This window comes from Vagococcus martis, assembly GCF_002026305.1.
In the GTDB taxonomy this organism is placed as follows: Bacteria; Bacillota; Bacilli; order Lactobacillales; family Vagococcaceae; genus Vagococcus; species Vagococcus martis.
This window is the reverse complement of sequence record NZ_MVAB01000001.1, coordinates 139789-160405: the sequence shown is the minus strand read 5'-3', so window position 1 is coordinate 160405 and position 20617 is coordinate 139789. Positions and strand designations below refer to the sequence as shown.

The following is a 20617-nucleotide window of genomic DNA, read 5'->3' as shown; positions in this document are numbered from 1 at the left end:
CAGAAAAATAGAAAAAGGATTGGTATAACTATGACAATACTAGGTATTGATACATCAAATAAAACACTAGGTGTCGTAATTGGAAAAGAGAATCAGGTAATTTCCTCATATTATAGTCAAGCTAGCAAAAATCACAGTGAAACCTTGATGCCAGCAATTGACTTTTGTGTGAAAGAAAGTCGGTTATCACCTAAACATATAGATAAGATAATTGTGGCAAAAGGCCCAGGATCGTATACTGGATTGCGTATTGGGGTTACAACAGCGAAGACATTAAGTTGGACTTTAGGGGCGTCTTTATACGTTGTGTCCTCATTAGCTTGTTTGGCGAAAAATAGTCAGGAAAAAGATAAGCTGATTGTGCCTTTTATAGATGCACGTCGTGGTTTTTTATATACAGGAGCATATAAATATGAACATAACCAATTGATTAATGTGTTGCCTGATCAATATATTTCATTTGATGAGTGGCTAGATGTGTTATTAAAACAAGGACAAAAATTGGTCTTTATCGCAGAAGAATACGGGAAATTAGAAGAAAAATTTAATGATTTAAGTGAAAATGCCGATATTGAGGTTATCCTTCAACCATCTAATCCGGCTGTCATGTTAGATATGTCTTGTTTATTAGAAAAAATAGAAGATGTGAATGGATTTGTTCCAACCTATCTAAAAAAAGTAGAAGCAGAAGAAGAATGGCTAAAGAAACAACAAGGAAAAGAAGTAGAACCACAATCTTACGTTGAACGATTAAGTTAACTAGTAGAGGAGTGGCAGTGTGATTGAGAAAAAGTTAGAATTTCAGTTAGCAAAAGTAACCGATATTATGGCATTTCAACAAGTACTTAAACATGTTTATGGTGGTGAATCACCTTGGAGTACCGCTATTTTATGGATGGAACTTAGTAAGAAGAAATACGGTCGTTACATAAAAGCATGTCTAGATCATCAATTAGTTGGTTTCGGTGGGATAAGAATTGAGTGTGATGATGCACATATTACCAATATTGCTGTGTTACCGGAATATCAGTCCCAAGGTATTGGAACATCGCTTTTAAACGAGTTGAAAGAAGAAGCAAAAAATTTATCGTGTCACTCAATGAGTTTAGAAGTGAGAGCGTCTAATCAACAAGCTATCTCTGTATATCAATCATTTGGATTTGAACAGGTAGGTATTAAAGAAGGTTATTACCTTTCTTCAAGAGAAGATGCTATTGAAATGCGATTAAAGTTCTAGGAAGTGAGTCTAGATGGATAATAGACAGTTAGCAAAACGATTATCTGAATCAAGTGACATCATATTTAAGTATGGGAGTCCATGGTCTGAAGCACAATTTTATGCTCAATTAGCTCAAAAAAATAGTATCACGCATGTAAAAATTGAAGACGACAAAGTAATAGGATTTATTATTTGCCAATTTGTATTAGATGAAGCAGAATTATTATTAATTGGGGTACTGCCAGATTATAAAAATAACGGCATAGCAAGTACACTTTTAACTGAAGCATGTGAGTTGCTAAAACAAAACAACGTATCTCATTTATTTTTAGAAGTAAGAAGTCAAAATGAAGAAGCAATAAGATTTTACAAAAAGCATCAGTTTAAAGAATTAGGTGTTAGAAAAAATTATTATCATCATCCGACAGATAATGCTGTGATGATGCAGTTAGAGATTTAGGATGTGAAAAAATGGAACAAACGGATATTTATATATTAGCTATTGAGAGTAGCTGTGATGAAACGAGTGTCGCGATTGTAAAAAATGGTCGTGACGTATTATCAAATATTGTCGCATCTCAAATAAATAGTCACAAACGGTTTGGCGGAGTCGTACCAGAAGTGGCAAGCCGTCATCATGTGGAGCAAATTATCGCGTGTATTGATTTAGCGATGGAAGAAGCAAGTGTCAAAATAGAAGAATTATCAGCAGTGGCCGTCACATATGGACCAGGATTAGTTGGGTCATTATTGATAGGGATTACAGCGGCAAAATCATTTGCTTGGGCGAATGAGTTACCACTTATACCAGTTAATCATATGGCAGGGCATATCTATGCAGCTCAGTTGATAGAGGAACTAGAATTTCCACTAATGGCATTGTTAGTGAGTGGTGGGCATACTGAGCTTGTTTATATGACAGAACATGGAGATTTTGACATCATCGGCGAGACAAGAGATGATGCAGCTGGTGAAGCATATGATAAAGTTGGTCGAGTGCTGGGGTTAACTTATCCAAGTGGAAAAGAAATTGATGAATTAGCTCATCAAGGCAAGGATAGTTATCATTTTCCAAGAGGGATGATAAAAGAAGATCATTATGATTTTAGTTTTAGTGGCTTAAAAAGCTCTGTGATTAATCTTGTCCATAATGCGAAGCAACGAGATGAAGAGTTATGTGACGTTGATTTAGCCGCAAGTTTTCAAGAAAGTGTGATTGATGTTTTAGTTGATAAAACAATCCGTGCTTGTCAAGAATACAACGTAAAACAATTAGTCGTTGCTGGCGGGGTCGCAGCGAACAAAGGGTTAAGAAATCGTCTAAAAAAAGAGCTAGACCAAGTGTTACCACAAGTTAAACTAATTGTACCACCAATAAAATTGTGTGGAGATAACGCCGCAATGATTGGTGCAGCTGCGTATGTAGAGTACCAAAAGCAACACTTTTCAGATATGCATTTAAATGCCAAACCATCTTTAACATTATAAAAGAAGAAGTAACAGGAAACTGTTACTTTTTTTATACTACAAAAGACATAATAAACCATTAAAATTTGATGCTTTAACTTGAAATATATCCAAAATAAAGGGAAAATAGAATTTAGATGAACTATATAAAGAACGAGGTAGATGTTATGAATAATCAGCCAATCGGTTTTTTGGATTCAGGTGTAGGAGGATTAACGGTTGTGCGTGAAGCATTAAAACAACTGCCGAATGAAACCGTCTATTATGTGGGAGATACAGCAAGATGTCCTTATGGGCCACGTCCTGTTGACCAAATTAAAGAATTCACATGGGATATGGTACGGTTTTTATTAAAACAAGATGTCAAAATGATTGTGATTGCTTGTAATACGGCGACAGCTGTTGCGTTAGAAGAAATAAAAAAAACACTAGATATACCGGTTGTTGGTGTGATTGTTCCGGGATCAAGAGCGGCGTTACGTGAAACACACAATGGGCGTATCGGGATTATTGGAACAGTGGGAACGATAAATAGTGAGGAATACACAAAAGAAATTAAACGTAAATCTTTGGATGTTGATGTGTTGGGTCTTTCTTGTCCAAAGTTTGTCCCGATAGTTGAAAGTCATGAGTATCAATCTGATATTGCTAAAAAAGTGGTAAATGAAACATTAAGTCACTTTAATGCATCAAATATTGATACGTTAGTTATGGGGTGTACTCACTATCCATTGTTAAAACCATTTATTAAAGAAGCAATGGGAGAACAAGTTAAATTGATTGATTCAGGTGCTGAAACAGTTACAGAAGTCAGTGTATTACTCGACTATTATGATATTTCAGCTCTGCCTAATTCAGACAAAAAAGAACATCGCTTTTTTACAACAGGTTCTGTACGAAATTTTGAAACCATTAGTTCTGATTGGTTGCCAATTCAAGATATATCAGTGGAACATGTAGATATTACAGACATAGGAGATTAGAAGATGAGACATGACGGCAGAAAAAATAATGAAATGCGAAAAGTATCATTTGTATTAGATTACTTAGATTACCCAGAAGGATCAGTTTTAGTTAGTTTTGGTCATACAAAAGTCATTGTCAATGCAACAGTTGAAGACAATGTGCCACCATTTTTACGTGATAGTGGGACTGGTTGGGTGACGGCTGAATATAGCATGTTACCACGAGCAACACATACCCGAAACAGACGTGAGAGCAGCAAGGGAAAGCTTACTGGTCGAACAATGGAAATTCAACGCTTGATTGGTCGTAGTTTGCGTTCGGTCATTGATTTGAAAAAATTAGGAGAGCGTTCGATTGTAGTTGATTGTGATGTGATTCAAGCAGACGGTGGAACTAGAACAGCAAGTATTACTGGTGCGTTTTTAGCGTTGAAGTTAGCGACTGATCGATTAGTCCAACAAGGCGAGTTACTTGAAAGTCCGATTACGTCTCACTTGGCTGCAATTAGTGTGGGGTTAAACTCATATGGCGAAGTAATTACTGATCTAGACTACCAAGAAGATTCCACTGCACAGGTTGATTGCAATGTGGTCATGACAGAAAAACTTGAATTAATCGAAATTCAAGGAACCGGTGAAGAAGCGACCTTTACACGAGGCGAGTTAAATGAGTTACTTGATTATGCTGAAACAAGTATCAATGAACTGATTCTTCTACAAAAAAATGCACTAGCTTTGCGCAATGTTGCAAAAAAACATGAAGAACCAGTGTTGCAACATCAATTGTTAATCGCGACAAAAAATGAAGGAAAAGCAAAAGAATTTGTCGAGTTATTTAAGGCAAGAGGTTATCAAATCAAAACATTGTTAGATTTTCCAGAAATAGAAGACATTGAAGAAACTGGTAAGACGTTTGAAGAAAATGCACGATTAAAAGCTGAAGGAATAGCCAATCAATTGAATTGTTTGGTATTAGCTGATGATTCAGGGCTGAAAGTAGATGCACTTGGCGGTCAACCAGGAGTGTATTCAGCAAGATATGCTGGTGAGAGAAAAAGTGATGCGGCGAATAATGCTAAGCTACTTCATGAATTAACGGACGTTCCAATGGAAGAAAGAACAGCACAATTCCACTGTACACTTGTTTTAAGCGAGCCAGGGAAAGAAAGTTTAGTCGTATCCGGAGAGCTACCAGGAGTCATTGGACGCATTCCACGTGGAGATAATGGGTTTGGTTATGATCCATTATTTATTATTCCAGAAACGGATAAAACAATGGCAGAAATGACATCTGAAGAAAAAAATCAGATTAGCCATCGTGCAAAAGCTCTGAAAGAATTGGATAAAAAAATCGATGCTTGGTTGGGAGAGAAAAACTAATGAAATATTTAGTAGTGAGCGATAATCATGGAATTGAATCTTATTTAGAAGACATAAAAGCAAAATGGCTAAATGACGTGGACTACTTTTTCCATTGTGGTGATTCAGAATTATCACCAGAGAGCGATATTTGGTCAACTTATCATGTTGTTCGAGGAAATTGTGATTACTATAATGAATATGACAATGTAAAATTAATCGATACCACACAAGACAACGTATTATTAACTCATGGGCATTTGTTTCATGTGAATATGACGTTTGATCAGCTGCTTTATAAAGCTGAGGAGATGAAAGCAAATATAATCTTATATGGGCACACGCATCAATTATTTGCGACAATGGTAGATGATATCTTACTCCTAAATCCAGGTAGTATTTCTCAACCACGTGGTAAATATAGCTATTTGAAAACATATGCCATTATCACACACCAAGAAGATGGGTATTTAGTAGAATACTATAATGAACGACATGAATTACAAAAAGAACTGACTCACTTTTTTTCAATGAACTAAAATTTTTAGCTTGTATGGAGGAAATGACAATATGATTGGAACGACCGTAAGAAAGATGTTACTGGAAAATGAAGACGACTTTTTAATCTCTTCTGATAACGTGGCAACATTAAGTGAATCAAATTCACTTGAACATGCACTTTTAGTATTAACTAAAATTGGCTACTCCCGCGTTCCTGTGTTAAATAAAGAGGAACAACTAGTTGGCTTAGTATCTTTATCTCAAGTAGTTGACCAGATGTTTGGAATAGAAGATTTAGAACCTGAAAATTTAGCAAATAAAAAAGTGGTAGATGTCATGGATACAGACATTCCAATGATTTCGTTACCACTAGATTTAGAAAAAACACTTCATTTGTTAGTTAATGATAGTTTTATTCCTGTTGTAAATGAATTAAAACAATTCACAGGAATTATCACAAGAAAAGAGATACTAAAAGCTGTGAACCATTTGGCTCATGAACTTGAAATAGAATACGATGTGATTGAAAAAGTGAATACTTAGGTGAAAATATGAAAAAAATGACAGAAGAAGAGCTAATCACGATTAGGCGAGAGCTACATCAGATTCCAGAGATTGGAATGGAAGAGTTTCAAACAGCAGAGTATTTGTTAAACAAAATAGCAGAGTTACCCCAAGAAAAACTAGATATAAAGGTACAAGACACAGCTATTATTGTAGTGGTAAAAGGAAGTCAACCGACTAAAGTAATTGGGTGGCGTACTGATATGGATGCTTTACCGATTACTGAACAGACGGATTTACCTTTTTCTTCGCAACATGAAGGAGTGATGCATGCTTGTGGTCACGATATTCATATGACGATTGCATTAGGCTTACTAGATAAGGTGATTGCTCAACCGTTAAAAGAAGATATCTTGTTCTTTTTTCAACCAGCTGAAGAAAATAAAAGTGGTGCCAAAAGATATACGGATAATGGATTTTTAGATGTTTCTAAGATTGATGAGATGTATGGTTTACATGTCAATCCTGATTTACCAGTTGGCGTGATAGCAACAGCAGTAGGAACTATGTTTGCTGGAGACAGTAGTTTTAAAGTGACGTTTACTGGAAAAGAAAGTCATGCAGCCCTCCCACATGAAGGAAATGATATGATAGTGGCCACTGCTTCATTCATTCAACAAGCACAGACCATAATTAGCCGCAATGTGAATCCGATGCAGTCAGCTGTTATAACATTTGGTGAATTGAACGCAGGTTTTGCTAGTAATATTTTACCTGGGACAGCAACATTAAGCGGCACAATTAGAACGTTGACTCATGACATGACACACTTAGTCACTTCAAGAATCAACGAAATAGCAAACGGAATAGCTGTAAGTTTTCAGTGTGATGTGTCTATCGAGTTTGATGACTTAGGTTATGTTCCTGTGGTTAATGATGATGCGACAACCACACGATTAATCGACTTTTTATCATTACGTCCTGACATTGAACTGGTAGCATCTGAGCCGCTAATGACAGCAGAGGACTTTGGTTATATACTGAAACAAATGCCAGGTACCATGATATGGTTAGGTGTTGATAGCGAGTATGGTCTGCATCATCCGAAATTTAATCCAAATGAACAAGCTATTCAAAAAGCTGTTTCTGTTATAGGAGACTACTTAGTGGCGTTGGCTAAGTAAAAAAAACCACGCGATATCTAGTAAGAAAGGATATCGCGTGGTTTAATTTATACTTTTAAATTAATCGGTGTAGTCGGTAACTTAATTCCTGCTTTTGTCAAAGCTTCTATATATGCCGTCATCATTTGAGTTTTAACACCAAACTGAGAGCCGCTAATAGCATAAACATTCGAACGAATCGCAAAATTACCGCTTCCTAAATCAACTAATCCTACGATTGTTGGTTCTGAACGAATATCCGTAATATTGATGATTTGTTTTTTATTGATGGATTTCATAATATCCATAATGCGATCAATATCATCTGTTGGGTCAACTCGAATATCCACAACCACTAACTGATTGCCTCGCGATAAATTACTTACAATCAGTATCTGCCGATTTGGGATGTAGTTCATCGTTCCATTAAAACTTTTAATTTGTGTTGTTCGTAAGCCAATATCGTTAACGATACCTTCAATACTATCAATAACAACATGATCTCCAACATCTAACTGTCGTTCGTAAATAATAAAGAAACCAGTTAAAACATCATTTATAAAGCCTTGAGCACCAAGACCAATGGCAATCCCCGCAATTCCGGCACCGGCAATCAACGAGCCAACAGGTACACCTAAAATCGTTAAAATAGAATAAATTCCTATAAAAAACAGTGTGTACTGGACTGCATTTTTTGTTAGTGTTCTTAATGTGTGCATTCTATTTTCACTATAGTTGTCTTTTTTCTTATTTGTAAAAGACTTATCAATTAATTTTAATAAGATTTTGCGGATAATCGTTAATAAAATGATGACGACAAGGATTAGGATAGCTTTATTAATAACCGATGCAATAATCTTATTCCAGTCTAACTGGTTAAAAAAGCGATTAATACCTCGCACGTTTTTTGCTGCTTCGGTAATTACTTCAGGTGTTGTGGAAGTAGTGGTAGTTTCTTGCAAAATGAACACACCTTTCTTATTTCTTCTTACTATATCATAATGTATAAATTGTTGTTAAATCAAGTAGATAATGGTATTCTAATGATAGTTATTTACAGGAAAGGTAGGAGATGTTTTATATGACAGGTACAGAAATAGCTGCGATAATTGCTGCTGTTGCGTTTGCCGTACTAGTCGTGGTGCTAGTTATTTTTTTATTACAATTAAACAAGAATATAACGAAGTCAATGGAAAAAGTCAATGGTATTTTAGATGAAACAGATAAAACAGTCGCTATATTAACACAAGACGTTGATATTTTACTAAAACAAAGTGAAGACTTATTAGTTATTGGCAATGACTTATTGGCAGATGTCACTCAAAAAGTTGAAACGATTGATCCTTTGTTTCATGCGGTGGCAGATTTAAGTGAGAGTGTTTCTGAGTTGAATGACTCAAGTAAAGCGATGCTTGCTAAAGTAGGTGAGGCAGGTAAAACAGTTGCCACAGCGACCGTTGTTGGTAAAACCGCTCAAACTGCGTCACATTTATTTAAAAAACATAAATAGTAATATATTTAAGTAAAAATCATTAGGAGGAACAGTTATGTCGAAGAAATCAAGTGGCTTTTTAGCAGGAGCGATAATTGGAGGTGCAGCAGCCGCAGCCGCAGCGTTGCTCCTTGCACCGACAAGTGGTAAAAAATTGAGAAAAGATTTAATGGAACAATTAGATGATATTTCTGATGGTAAAGCCAGTGAGTTTGTTGATTTAGCACAAGAAAAAACATCAGAATTTAGTGAATTAGCGAAAGAAAAATCAGCCGATTACCCTTGGGTGGGTGAGCAATTATCACAAGTAAAAGATAATTCAGCTGAATTATTTGATAACCTAAAAGATAAAACTCAAACTATTAGTCAAGATTTTCAAGCTAATTCCGAAAAATTAAAATCAGCTGTAAAACCTGTTGTTGAAGATGATATCGTTTTAAGCACTGATGATATTTCAGATGATCTTTATGATGTAATCGAAGAAAGCAAATAAAAAAAGTGAGCGGGTATCTGCTCACTTTTTTAATGTAGTTCTTTTTCTAGTAAGACACAAATAATGCCATCTTCTATAAATTCATCCGAAACAACTTTATAACCTAACTTTTGGTAGAATCCTACCGCTTGTTTTTCACCATGTATACGAGATAAGGTGCAATGTTGTTTTCGCCCTATCTGTTCTAATTCTAATATTAAACGTCGTCCTAGCCCTTGTTTTCGCCAATTTTTATGCACGCATAATCTGTCAGGTCGAAGCGTTTTCTCATCGTCTTGTTGGTATCTAGCAGTAGCAACAGGCGTATTATCATAATAAATGACGATGTAAAACGTACTATCAATATCTAATGCATCAAATTCAGCTTTTAAAGAAATACCTTGTTCTTGGACAAATACGAGTGTTCTTAGAAAAAAAGATGCAGCCCTATTCCAAGGTGCATTGTTAAAGACAATTTGAATCATGTGACGATCTCCTTTTCAAATAGATAGTTTCAGTGTATCATACTACTATCTTTATTTTGGAGGTAAGTATGAAAAAAGTCTTGATTTATGGAATCGTTGTAGGCGTTATGATCATCGTGATAGGTCTTGGTGCAGGTGTTAATTATCTATTTAACTATGCCATTGTTGCTGGGAAGAAAGATTTTATCAATGATGTGAAACAAGAACAAATAGAAAAAGATTGGCACTTTGCTCAAAATCATTTGAGCGAAGAATCGATTAAAAGTGACGATGGATTGAACTTAGTCGCTAAAAAAGTAACGCACGATAACCCAAGTAAAAAGGTTGCTATCGTAGTTCATGGCTATATGGGGAAAAGTGATTATATGGGGCAATATGCACAGCTTTTTTATGATGAAGGATTTGATGTGTTAGTACCTGACAACCGGGCACACGGCAAGAGTGAAGGCAAGTACGTTGGGTTTGGTTGGTTAGATAGAAAAGATTATGTTAGATGGATAGATGAAGTGGTGAAAGAGTATGGCACTGATGTTAACATTGTGCTTTACGGATTAAGCATGGGTGCTGCTACTGTGATGATGACAAGTGGTGAAGATTTACCACAACAAGTTAAAGTTATTATTGAGGATTGTGGCTATGATTCTGTGAAAAATGAACTCGCTTTTCAATTAAATGATATGTTTAATTTACCGTCTTTTCCAATGATTCCACTAGCTTCATCTTATACAAAACTACGTGCAGGGTACTCATTTGGTGAAGCTAGTGCTGTTAAACAATTAGAGAAAAATAAGTTACCAGTATTATTTATACATGGTGATAAAGATGATTTTGTTCCTACCGACATGGTGTATCAAGTTTATCGTGCAACAAAGGGACCTAAGGAATTAGTTATTTTTGAAGGAGCTAAACATGCGGAGTCTTTAAAAAAACATCCCGAAGAATATAAGAAAACAGTCAAAAACTTTTTAGCTAAGTATTTTCCCAAATAGCTAAGAAGCATTGACAGGTAGAGCTTTTTTCTTTATAATTTATTTGCTACTTAAGGATATATTTTTAAATGACAAAACAATCAGAGAGTACTTATATGGTGAAAAAGTACAATTAATTTAAAAATGCTCCCTTATGACTTTGATAAAAGCTATCACGTGTTTTCGCGTTAAGAAACAAAAGAGGTAATGACTGTTAAGAGCATCATTGCAATCAAGGTGGTACCGCGGTAAACGTCCTTGGCTGCAAGGGGTGCTTTTTTATTATTTTAGGAGGAATATGAATGAAACAATTATCAAGTAGTCAAGTAAGACAATTATTTTTAGATTTTTTTGAAACAAAAGGACATAAAATTGAACCAAGTGCCTCTCTTATCCCGATTGACGACCCAACCTTATTATGGATTAATTCAGGAGTGGCAACATTAAAAAAATATTTTGATGGGTCTGTTGTACCTGAAAACCCAAGAATTACCAATGCTCAAAAGAGTATTCGTACTAATGACATTGAAAACGTTGGGAAAACAGCACGTCACCACACAATGTTTGAAATGTTAGGAAACTTCTCTGTTGGTGATTATTTTAAAAAAGATGCGATTCATTGGGCTTGGGAGTTATTAACAAGTGACGAGTGGTATGGTCTTGATAAAGATAAATTATACGTGACGATTCATCCAGATGATGAAGAAGCATTTCGTATTTGGAATGAAGAAGTAGGTTTACCAAAAGAGTCAATCATTAAACTAGAAGAAAACTTTTGGGATATTGGAGCTGGTCCATGTGGTCCAAACTCTGAGATTTTCTTTGATAGAGGACAAGAATACAATGATGTCGCAGAAGATGATCCTGAAAACTTCCCTGGTGGCGAAAATGAACGTTACTTAGAAATTTGGAACTTAGTATTCTCAGAATTTAACCATACTGAAAATAATGAGTATTTACCATTACCACATAAAAACATTGATACGGGGATGGGATTAGAACGTATGGTGTCTATTTTCCAAGATGCTCCAACAAACTTTGAAACAGATTTATTTATTCCAATTATTGAAGCCACACAAAAAATGTCTGATGGCAAAGAATATGGAAAAGATAGTGCAACAGATACGTCTTTCAAAGTCATTGCTGATCATATTCGTGCCGTGTCATTTGCAATTGGTGATGGGGCGTTGCCATCAAATGAAGGGCGTGGCTATGTGTTACGTCGTTTAATTCGTCGTGCGGTGATGCATGGTAAAAAATTAGGAATTGATAAAGCCTTCTTAGTGGATTTAGTGCCTGTCGTTGGACAAATTATGGAAAGTTATTACCCAGAAATTGTTGAAAAACAAGACTTTATCCAAAAAGTGATTAAAACTGAGGAAGAAAGATTCCACGAGACAATTAATGATGGTCTATCAATTATTAGTGAGTTAATTAAAGATCTGAAAGCATCTAACCAAACAGTCTTATCTGGTAAAGATATCTTTAAATTATATGATACGTATGGATTCCCTGTTGAGTTGACCGAAGAGATGGCTCAAGATGAAGGATTAAGTGTGGATCACGAAGGTTTTGAAGTAGAAATGACGGCTCAAAGAGATCGTGCTCGTGCAGCTCGTTCGAAAGAAGAGTCAATGTCTGTTCAATCTTCTCTATTAACTGACATCAAAGTAGTTAGTGAATTTGTGGGATACACAGAAGACACTGTAGATGCTAAATTAATGGTAATTATTCAAGATGATGAAATTAAAGATGCGACAACTGAAGGCAATGCACAATTAATTTTTGGTCAAACACCATTCTATGCTGAAATGGGTGGACAAGTGGCTGATAAAGGGGCAATTTATAATGCAACAGGTGATTTAGTGGCTAATGTTGTCAACGTTAAAAAAGCACCAAATGGCCAATCATTGCACCAAGTAGAAGTATTTGGTGAATTAAAAACAGATGATACGTATCAATTAGTGATTGATAAAGAATTGCGTCAACGCATCACAAAAAATCATACAGCGACTCACTTATTACATCGTGCGTTAAAAGATGTATTAGGAGAGCATGCTAATCAGGCAGGTTCACTTGTAGCACCAGGTTATTTACGATTTGATTTTACTCATTTTGAGCAAGTGACACCTGAAGAGTTAAAACAAATGGAAGAAATCGTAAATGAAAAAATTTGGGCTCACTTACCAGTTGTCACAGTTGAAACAGACATTGATTCAGCAAAAGAAATGGGTGCAATGGCACTGTTTGGTGAAAAATATGGTAAAAATGTTCGTGTGGTAAATGTTGATGGTTACTCTATCGAATTATGTGGTGGGGTTCATGTAAGCAACACTTCTGATATTGGGGTTTTCAAAATTGTTTCTGAATCAGGAATTGGAGCAGGTGTTCGACGTATCGAAGCTGTGACAAGTAAAGAAGCGTATGAAGCCTTTAGAGAAGAAGAAGGATTACTCCGTCAAGTATCTAAATTTGTTAAAGCACCTCAACTAAAAGATACTGTTCAACGTGTGGAACAATTACAAGAACAATTAAAACAAGCACAAAAAGAAGTAGAACAATTAAGTGCCAAATTAGCAAACGCTGAAGCAGAAGATGTGTTTAAAGACATCAAAGAAGTGGATGGCGTGACTTATATTGCATCTAAAGTAGCGGTTAAAGACATGAATCAATTACGTCAATTAGCTGACCAATGGAAACAAAAATCACTATCTGATATTTTAGTTTTAGGGTTAGTTCAAGGTGAGAAAGTTAACTTACTGGTAAGTATGACAAAAGAGATGAATGAGCAAGGATTGAAATCAGGTGATTTAATCAAAGCAATCGCGCCACTTGTTGGTGGTGGCGGTGGTGGTCGTCCTGACATGGCTCAAGCTGGTGGTAAAAATCCAGAAGGGTTACAATCAGCAATTGATGCAGTCGAACCTTGGATTAAAGAACATAAATAAATATTTAACTGGTTGTTACTTTTTAAGTGACACCAGTTTTTTTCATGTATTGTATGAATTGAAAGGTGTAAATATTTATGATATAATAACTTAGTTAATAAATAAGGGGGCGTTACGGATTCGACAGGCATAGTTTGAGCTTGAATTGCGCTTCGTAGGTTACGTCTACGTTAAAACGTTACAGTTAAATATAACTGCTAAAAACGAAAACAATACTTTTGCCTTAGCTGCCTAAAAACAGCGGGTAAAGATCCTCTTGGCATCGCCCATGTGCTCAAGTAAGGGTCTCAAATTAAGTGGGATACGCTAAATTTTTCCGTCTGTAAAATTTAGAAGAGATGATCAGACTAGCGAAAGTTACGGCCTGTTATTCGGCAGAGACTTGAGCGAATTTCAAATAGGATAACTATGAGCGTAGATGTTTAGGTGGCAATATGTTTGGACGCGGGTTCGACTCCCGCCGCCTCCATTCCAATTATAAGATAAGACTGTTTAAACCTTGATGTATCAATGATATGTCAGAGTTTAGTAGTCTTATTTTTTGTTTTGAATCATAAAAAAACGAACGTACTAAAGATACTTATCTAAGTGTTTATAATACAAATTAAATGAACAGTTGAATTCAGAAGGAGAAGAAGCTCTATTGCTTTTATTTTGCATATTTTAACCCGTTCATCATGATTTTTAAACCATCCAATGTTATACTACGAATAGTTACATGAAATTTTAGAGAAAAGGGGTTTTATTATGAATGACGTGATTAAGTTACAATTAAACCATAAAAGTATTAGAAAATTTAAAGACGAACAACTACCTAAAGAGGTCATTGAGACATTAGTTAATGTTGCACGACATACGGCAACTAGTAATTTTATGCAATCATATAGTATTGTTTGTTTATCGTCACAAGAAAAGAAACAAAAGTTGGCTGAAATTTGTAACCAACCATACGTAGCTGAGGCAAGCCACGTTTTTATTTTTGTTGCCGATCAATATCGAAATCGACAAATTGCTGTAGAAAATAGTCAAGAAACTAGTGTGTTACATAACATGGACCGTTTTATGGTAGCCATGACAGATGCTGTTTTAGCAGCACAAAATGTTAACTTGGCCGCCGAAAGTTTAGGACTTGGTACAGTGTTTCTAGGTAGTATTTTAAACGATAATGACAAAACATCAGAATTATTGGAGTTACCAGAGTTAACATTTGCTGTTCTTGGATTGGCAATAGGTTATAAAGACCAAGAGCCACAACTTAAACCACGCTTACCACAAGATATCATGTTTTTTGAAGAATCTTACCAAACGTTTGATAATTATGTTGAGGAATTAAAAGACTATGATGACGTTGTGACGACTTATTATGATTTGCGTGATGCTAATAAACGGATTGAGTCGTTTACTAACCAGGTTACGGCAGGAATGAATCGCAAACCAGAAAAACGGTTAAAAATTAAGTCAGACCTTGAAAAACAAGGGTTTATCATTGATTAAATAAAAGGTGAGTAGAGGGAGGCAGTTGGTTTGGGAAACATAACTGAAGCATATCGTAAAAATGAAGCAATTAAAAAAGGTGTAATCATTATTTTAGCCGGTTTGGCCATTGCTGTTGGACTTAATATGTTCTTAATTCCAGCAGATGTTTTTTCTGTTGGTGTTAATGGTATTTCACAATTAATTTCAGGCGTTTTAACAAATCTATTTAATATAAATATTGGAACAGGGGTTTGGATTTTTATTTTAAATATTCCGATTGCCATACTAGGTTGGATTAAATTGGGACGCTCAGCAACAATTTTAAGTTTATTAACGGTCGTATCTGTATCAGTCATGACGATTTTAATTCCAGTCGTAGAAGTGACAGATAATCCATTAATGAATGCTATTGTCGGTGGTGTTTTGACTGGATTAGCGATTGGATTAACCATGAAATATGGATTTAGTACTGGTGGTATGGATATAGTCTCACTCGTTCTATCAAAAACAACCGGTAGAACGGTGGGATCATTAATGTTTATTATTAACTTATTCATCATTGGTGCAGCGGGCTTCTTATTTAGTTGGGAGTCGGCTTTGTATACCATCATTTCTATTTTCTGTACAACACAAGTAGTGGATAAGATTCATACAAGTCATCAAAAAGTGACGGCATTTATTATGACAAACAAACCAGAAGAAGTGATTTTTTCAGTTCAAAAATCGATTGTTCGTGGGATGACATTGCTTCCAGGAACAGGTGTTTTTAGTCGTAAAGAAGTAGCTGTGATTATGATGGTTGTGACTCGCTATGAATTATATGATTTAGAGATGGCAGTATACAACGCGGATGATAAAGCATTTATCAATATCATTCCAACACAAACTGTTTATGGTCAGTTCTGGAGTGAAGATGATCAAAAGAAAATCAGAGCATCACGATTAGAGGGGTTGTAAACCTCTCTTTTTTTGTAGCCACAAACATTGTTATATCAATGTTTGTAGAGGTTTGTTTATAACTTGAAATAAAAAATAATAAAAAAATGCTTGCTTTTTACAAAACTATTCCATATACTTTGATTATCAAATCATTTGATTATCAAACTATTTCGCATTGCTTTTTCTTTTTTTTACCCATATACTTTGATTATCAAACAATTTAAGGAAGAGGCAAGTATATGGATGAGAAAATAACGATTGTCAATTCTCAGTTGGTTAAAGTATTTAATGATATTTTGACGATTGAAGAAACAGAGCTTAAAAAAAGTGATTTTTCTGATTTGTCAATTAAAGAGATGCACACGATTGAAGCGATTGGTATGAGTGGAAAGAAAACAACGGGTGAAGTAGCAAAAGAATTGTCAATAACCGTTGGGACGTTGACTGTGGCAATCAATAATTTGGTGAAAAAGGGTTATGTTGACCGTGTGAGAAGTGAAAGTGATCGGCGAATTGTTCGGTTAAAGCTGACCAATCGTGGTCGATTATTTTACCGAGTACATCAGCATTTCCATAAAAAAATGGTCGAAGCTGTTTTAGAAGATATGTCTGAAGAAGAAAAGAAAGCTTTAGTCAAAGGACTCAGTAGCTTGCATCATTTTTTAAAAAAATACTATTAAGTAGTGAGGGAGTCAGGGATGCTATACCCTAAGATAACAAAAACTGCTAAGGCACTACCTAAAAAAAGAGTAACAAACCATGATTTAGCTCAGTTTTTAGAAACAAGTGATGAATGGATTACACAACGAACAGGAATTAAAGAACGACGTATTTCTGTTACAGAAAGTGTGGCTTCACTTAGTGTGGAAGTAGCTAAAAAATTAAGTCAAGATATAGATGTTACAACGATTGATTTAATCATTGTGGCAACAATGTCGGCTGACTATTCGACACCATCTGTTGCGTGTGTTGTTCAAGAATCTGTTGGTGCTGTGAATGCAATGTGCTTTGATGTCAATGTAGCGTGTTCTGGATTCGTTTATGCATTATCTATTGCAGAAAAATACTTGAGCCATCCATCATATCAGACGGCTTTAGTGATCGGAACTGATGTGATGAGTCATCTTGTGGATTGGCGTGATCGACAAACTGCAGTATTGTTTGGTGATGGTTCTGGTGGTGTATTGATTGAGAAAACCTCTTCACAACCATCTTTTCTTGCAGAATCGATTCATTCTGATGGTAAAAGACATCAAGCATTGTTTGGTCATGTGATTGCTAGAGATAATCGCTTTAGGCAAATAGATGATACCTATCCTTTTCTAGTAATGAATGGCAAACAAATTTTTGATTTTGCTATGAGAGATGTGTCCAAAAATATGCTGGAGCTCTTACTCAGTCATTCTGTTGCTACTGAAGAAATTGACTATGTGTTGGCGCATCAAGCAAATTTTCGTATTTTAGAGGCATTGGCAAAAAAAACCAAAATATCAAGTGATAAATTTCTATCAAATGTTGATAGATTTGGTAACACATCTGCTGCATCTATTCCATTGTTATTGGATGATGCAGTCAAAACGGGCGTTATACCATTATCAGGAGAGTCTTTGTGCATGTTAACAGGATATGGTGCAGGACTTACCTGGGGAAGTTTACTAATTAAATTATAAAATCATTGGAGGAAATCATTATGACAACTTTTGAAAAAATACAGGAAATTATTGTGGATCAATTAGGAAAAGATGAAGAAGAAGTACAGTTAACGACTAATTTTAGAGAAGAATTAGAAGCAGATAGTTTAGATTTATTCCAAATTTTAAACGATATTGAGGACGCTTTTGAAGAGTACGACGTAAAAATTGAGACAGATGAAGGCCTTGTAACCGTAAAAGATTTAGTAACATTTGTCGACAAGCAAATTGCACAAGCAAAATAAATGATAATAGCATCAGCGATATACAGCTGATAGCTATTTTTTTAAACCAAAAATGAGGTGGATCGATGGAAAAATCAACAATTTGTCAACTTTTAGATATAAAATACCCGATTATTCAAGGTGCGATGGCTTGGGTTGCTGAGGAACAATTAGCCAGTGCAGTGTCAAATGCTGGTGGTTTAGGACTGATAGCATCCGGACATGCACCAAAAGAAGTCATTCAAGAAAAAATACATGCGGCAAGAAAATTAACGGATAAAACATTTGGTGTCAACATTATGCTAATGTCCCCTTTCGTTGAAGACATTGTTGATTTAGTGATTGAAGAAAGAGTTAAAGTTATTACAACAGGAGCAGGTTCTCCAGGGAAATACATGAAACGATTCAAAGAGGCTGGAATTATTGTTATACCAGTTGTGGCTTCTGTCGCACAAGCGAAGCGAATGGAAAAAGAAGGAGCTGACGCTGTCGTTGTTGAAGGGATGGAAGGTGGTGGCCACATTGGTAAATCTACCACGATGACATTAGTCCCTCAGGTAGTTGATGCGGTTAGTATTCCGGTTATTGCTGCGGGTGGTATTGGTGATGGCCGCGGGGTAGCTGCAGCTTTAATGCTTGGAGCTAAAGCCGTTCAACTAGGAACACGGTTTTTAGTGTCGAAAGAATCGATTGCACATGATAATTTTAAAACGAAGGTTGTTAAGGCAAAAGATATTGATACGGTTGTAACAGGTATGTTAACAGGACATCCTGTCAGAGGACTTCGAAATAAATTAACACAAACCTTTGAAAAAGCAGAGAGATTTGAAGGTGGGAAAGAAAACCCTGATTTTGATCGATTAGAAGATTTGGGTAAAGGTGCACTTAAACGTGCAGTGATAGATGGCGATATAAAAAATAGTTCTATGATGGCTGGACAAATTGCTGGCATGATTAAAACTGATCAACAAACCTGTGAAGAAATAATTATCGAATTAATGGCTGAAACGTCTGAATGTCTAACAAGTCGTTACAATGAGTGGGTCATAGAAAAGAGGTAGTAAATGACATTAGGATTTATCTTTAGCGGTCAAGGCAGTCAATATAATGGAATGGGACAAGAATTGTACGAAGAATTCCCTACTTTTAAAGAGTATCTTGACTGTGCGAGTGATGTGTTAGGACTAGATATGAAAAATATGATGTTTGAAGACAATTCATTATTACACGAAACCAAATACACACAACCTGCTATTTTAACAATGAGTTGTGCGACGTCTGCCGTGATTAAGCAAGAGTACGATTTATCACCCACAATGGTAGCCGGCTTAAGTTTAGGAGAATATAGTGCATTAGTAGAAAGTGGCGTACTTTCCTTTTCTGATGCGGTATCTTTGGTACACAAACGTGGAGAACTGATGGAGACAGCTGTCCCACAAGGAAAAGGTGCGATGAGTGCGGTAATAGGATTAGATAGAGACATCGTGGAAACGGTGTGTCAGGAAATAAGTTCTGAGAATGCTCTTGTCATCCCGGTGAATTATAATATGCCACAACAAATTGCAATTGCTGGACATAAAGAGGCGGTTTTAATTGCACAAGAAAAGCTAGTAGAAGCTGGAGCAAAAAAAGTAGTGCCGCTAAGCGTGAGTGGACCATTTCATACACCATTATTAAAACAGGCAGCAGAAACATTTTATCAAGAACTACTGAACACAATGTTCTCTCAAAGTAAGCTGCCAATCGTGACAAATGTCACTGGAGACGTATTGAAAGAGATAGATGATGTTAGATTAAATTTAAAAAAACAAATGATGTCTCCCGTTTATTGGGAAGAAACAGTCCATACATTTAAAAGAGCATCAATTGATACTTTAATTGAATTAGGACCAGGAAAAACATTGTCCCACTTTGTTCGTGCTACTGAGAGTACGATAAACGTACAAAATATAGAGAATATCAAAACACTTCGTCAACTAGAAAAAAAGTTAATAAAATGGGGGAAGTAAATGTTTAAAGATAAAACAGTCGTTATTACAGGAAGTTCACGAGGTATTGGTAGGCAACTTGCCATTCGTTTTGCTAATGAAGGAGCAAATATTGTCTTAAATGCTAGAAAAGTGATAGATAGTGATTTAATAAGTGAAATCGAGTCATATGGTGTTAAAACACATTGTGTGATTGGTGATGTGCAAGATTTTGAATCAGCCAACCAATTAATCACGGAAGCCAAAGAAGTATTTGGCTCAGTCGATGTCTTGATAAATAATGCGGGAATTACAAAAGATATGCTATTAATGCGTATGTCTGAAGAAATGTTTGATGATGTTATTTCGGTCAACTTGAAAGGGACGTTTAATACCATTCATCATGCTTCTAAAGTAATGTTGAAACAGCGTTCAGGGGCTATCATTAACATGTCGAGTGTGATTGGGGAAATTGGGAACATTGGACAAGCAAATTATGCAGCCAGTAAAGCAGGTGTTATTGGTTTAACTAAATCAGCGGCAAAAGAGTTGGCAGCTAGAGGAATCACATGCAACGCAATTGCACCAGGATTTATTGAAACAGATATGACAGATAGTTTGTCTGAAAAAGTCAAAGAGGCGACTTTAGCACATATTCCATTAAAAAAACTAGGCAACACAGACGATATTGCAAATACTGCCATTTTTCTGGCAAGTCAAACATATATTACAGGTCAAGTCATCAATGTAGATGGTGGAATGGTGATGAACGCTTAG

Annotated in this window: 23 protein-coding genes and 1 other RNA gene; 22 read left to right on the top strand and 2 right to left on the bottom strand. The window is 35.8% G+C overall.

The window, feature by feature from the left end:
• The first annotated feature begins 30 nt into the window (after positions 1 to 30).
• The 9 genes from tsaB (at position 31) to BW731_RS00760 (ending at position 7199) form a co-directional block, all read left to right on the top strand.
• Positions 31 to 759: a tRNA (adenosine(37)-N6)-threonylcarbamoyltransferase complex dimerization subunit type 1 TsaB gene (gene tsaB, locus BW731_RS00800; protein WP_158080131.1), complete on the top strand. Its 729-nt coding sequence runs from the start codon at positions 31 to 33 to the stop codon at positions 757 to 759.
• A 19-nt stretch (positions 760 to 778) separates the two neighbouring features.
• Complete coding sequence (rimI, locus tag BW731_RS00795; RefSeq protein ID WP_079344874.1) at positions 779 to 1237, top strand: ribosomal protein S18-alanine N-acetyltransferase; 459 nt, start codon at positions 779 to 781, stop codon at positions 1235 to 1237.
• 13 nt (positions 1238 to 1250) lie between these two features.
• A complete protein-coding gene (gene rimI / locus BW731_RS00790; RefSeq protein WP_079344872.1) occupies positions 1251 to 1679 on the top strand; it encodes a ribosomal protein S18-alanine N-acetyltransferase in 429 nt (142 codons plus the stop codon).
• An 11-nt stretch (positions 1680 to 1690) separates the two neighbouring features.
• Positions 1691 to 2707: a tRNA (adenosine(37)-N6)-threonylcarbamoyltransferase complex transferase subunit TsaD gene (gene tsaD / locus BW731_RS00785; protein ID WP_079344870.1), complete on the top strand. Its 1017-nt coding sequence runs from the start codon at positions 1691 to 1693 to the stop codon at positions 2705 to 2707.
• A gap of 146 nt (positions 2708 to 2853) precedes the next feature.
• The gene (racE, locus tag BW731_RS00780; protein WP_079344868.1) at positions 2854 to 3669 is read left to right on the top strand and encodes a glutamate racemase; all 816 of its coding nucleotides are present in this window, start codon (positions 2854 to 2856) and stop codon (positions 3667 to 3669) included.
• 3 nt (positions 3670 to 3672) lie between these two features.
• Entirely contained in the window at positions 3673 to 5031 is a 1359-nt protein-coding gene (gene rph / locus BW731_RS00775) for a ribonuclease PH (protein ID WP_079344866.1), read from the top strand.
• Positions 5031 to 5549, top strand: coding sequence for a metallophosphoesterase (locus BW731_RS00770; RefSeq protein ID WP_079344864.1), 519 nt, complete (start codon positions 5031 to 5033; stop codon positions 5547 to 5549). Before rph ends, BW731_RS00770 begins: the two co-directional genes overlap by 1 nt.
• Before the next feature lie 31 nt (positions 5550 to 5580).
• Positions 5581 to 6054: a cyclic-di-AMP-binding protein CbpB gene (cbpB, locus tag BW731_RS00765; RefSeq protein WP_079344862.1), complete on the top strand. Its 474-nt coding sequence runs from the start codon at positions 5581 to 5583 to the stop codon at positions 6052 to 6054.
• Positions 6055 to 6071: 17 nt separating this feature from the next.
• Complete coding sequence (locus BW731_RS00760) at positions 6072 to 7199, top strand: N-acetyldiaminopimelate deacetylase (protein ID WP_079348510.1); 1128 nt, start codon at positions 6072 to 6074, stop codon at positions 7197 to 7199.
• Between the two features lie 47 nt (positions 7200 to 7246).
• Here BW731_RS00760 and BW731_RS00755 read toward each other — a convergent pair whose 3' ends face one another.
• On the bottom strand, positions 7247 to 8140 hold the full coding sequence (locus tag BW731_RS00755) for a mechanosensitive ion channel family protein (protein WP_143592712.1): 894 nt from the start codon (positions 8138 to 8140) through the stop codon (positions 7247 to 7249).
• A gap of 119 nt (positions 8141 to 8259) precedes the next feature.
• On the opposite strand from BW731_RS00755, the gene BW731_RS00750 reads away from it, so the two are divergent.
• Together BW731_RS00750 and BW731_RS00745 are read left to right on the top strand one after the other, a co-directional pair.
• A complete protein-coding gene (locus tag BW731_RS00750; protein ID WP_079344858.1) occupies positions 8260 to 8688 on the top strand; it encodes a DUF948 domain-containing protein in 429 nt (142 codons plus the stop codon).
• Between the two features lie 37 nt (positions 8689 to 8725).
• Positions 8726 to 9163 carry a YtxH domain-containing protein gene (locus BW731_RS00745; protein WP_079344856.1) on the top strand — a complete coding sequence of 146 codons (438 nt, stop codon included), beginning with the start codon at positions 8726 to 8728 and terminating at the stop codon, positions 9161 to 9163.
• A 29-nt stretch (positions 9164 to 9192) separates the two neighbouring features.
• Here the strand turns inward: BW731_RS00745 and BW731_RS00740 are convergent, their stop codons facing one another.
• Complete coding sequence (locus BW731_RS00740) at positions 9193 to 9627, bottom strand: GNAT family N-acetyltransferase (protein WP_079344854.1); 435 nt, start codon at positions 9625 to 9627, stop codon at positions 9193 to 9195.
• A gap of 68 nt (positions 9628 to 9695) precedes the next feature.
• Here BW731_RS00740 and BW731_RS00735 point away from each other — a divergent pair, with 68 nt between their 5' ends.
• From BW731_RS00735 to fabG, 11 genes are all read left to right on the top strand, one after another.
• Entirely contained in the window at positions 9696 to 10616 is a 921-nt protein-coding gene (locus BW731_RS00735) for an alpha/beta hydrolase (protein ID WP_079344852.1), read from the top strand.
• A gap of 281 nt (positions 10617 to 10897) precedes the next feature.
• Complete coding sequence (gene alaS / locus BW731_RS00730; protein WP_079344850.1) at positions 10898 to 13543, top strand: alanine--tRNA ligase; 2646 nt, start codon at positions 10898 to 10900, stop codon at positions 13541 to 13543.
• 105 nt (positions 13544 to 13648) lie between these two features.
• Positions 13649 to 14015, top strand: a transfer-messenger RNA (tmRNA) gene (ssrA, locus tag BW731_RS00725).
• 275 nt (positions 14016 to 14290) lie between these two features.
• The gene (locus tag BW731_RS00720) at positions 14291 to 15037 is read left to right on the top strand and encodes an NADPH-dependent oxidoreductase (RefSeq protein ID WP_079344848.1); all 747 of its coding nucleotides are present in this window, start codon (positions 14291 to 14293) and stop codon (positions 15035 to 15037) included.
• A 30-nt stretch (positions 15038 to 15067) separates the two neighbouring features.
• Positions 15068 to 15976: a YitT family protein gene (locus BW731_RS00715; protein ID WP_233120414.1), complete on the top strand. Its 909-nt coding sequence runs from the start codon at positions 15068 to 15070 to the stop codon at positions 15974 to 15976.
• Between the two features lie 221 nt (positions 15977 to 16197).
• The gene (gene fabT / locus BW731_RS00710) at positions 16198 to 16638 is read left to right on the top strand and encodes a fatty acid biosynthesis transcriptional regulator FabT (RefSeq protein ID WP_079344846.1); all 441 of its coding nucleotides are present in this window, start codon (positions 16198 to 16200) and stop codon (positions 16636 to 16638) included.
• 18 nt (positions 16639 to 16656) lie between these two features.
• Entirely contained in the window at positions 16657 to 17628 is a 972-nt protein-coding gene (locus tag BW731_RS00705) for a beta-ketoacyl-ACP synthase III (RefSeq protein ID WP_079344844.1), read from the top strand.
• Between the two features lie 20 nt (positions 17629 to 17648).
• Positions 17649 to 17894 carry an acyl carrier protein gene (locus BW731_RS00700; protein ID WP_079344842.1) on the top strand — a complete coding sequence of 82 codons (246 nt, stop codon included), beginning with the start codon at positions 17649 to 17651 and terminating at the stop codon, positions 17892 to 17894.
• Between the two features lie 65 nt (positions 17895 to 17959).
• Entirely contained in the window at positions 17960 to 18934 is a 975-nt protein-coding gene (gene fabK, locus BW731_RS00695) for an enoyl-[acyl-carrier-protein] reductase FabK (RefSeq protein WP_079344840.1), read from the top strand.
• Positions 18935 to 18937: 3 nt separating this feature from the next.
• A complete protein-coding gene (fabD, locus tag BW731_RS00690) occupies positions 18938 to 19882 on the top strand; it encodes an ACP S-malonyltransferase (protein ID WP_079344838.1) in 945 nt (314 codons plus the stop codon).
• Positions 19883 to 20617 (top strand): 3-oxoacyl-[acyl-carrier-protein] reductase, encoded by a 735-nt coding sequence (fabG, locus tag BW731_RS00685; protein WP_079344836.1) that lies wholly within the window; start codon positions 19883 to 19885, stop codon positions 20615 to 20617.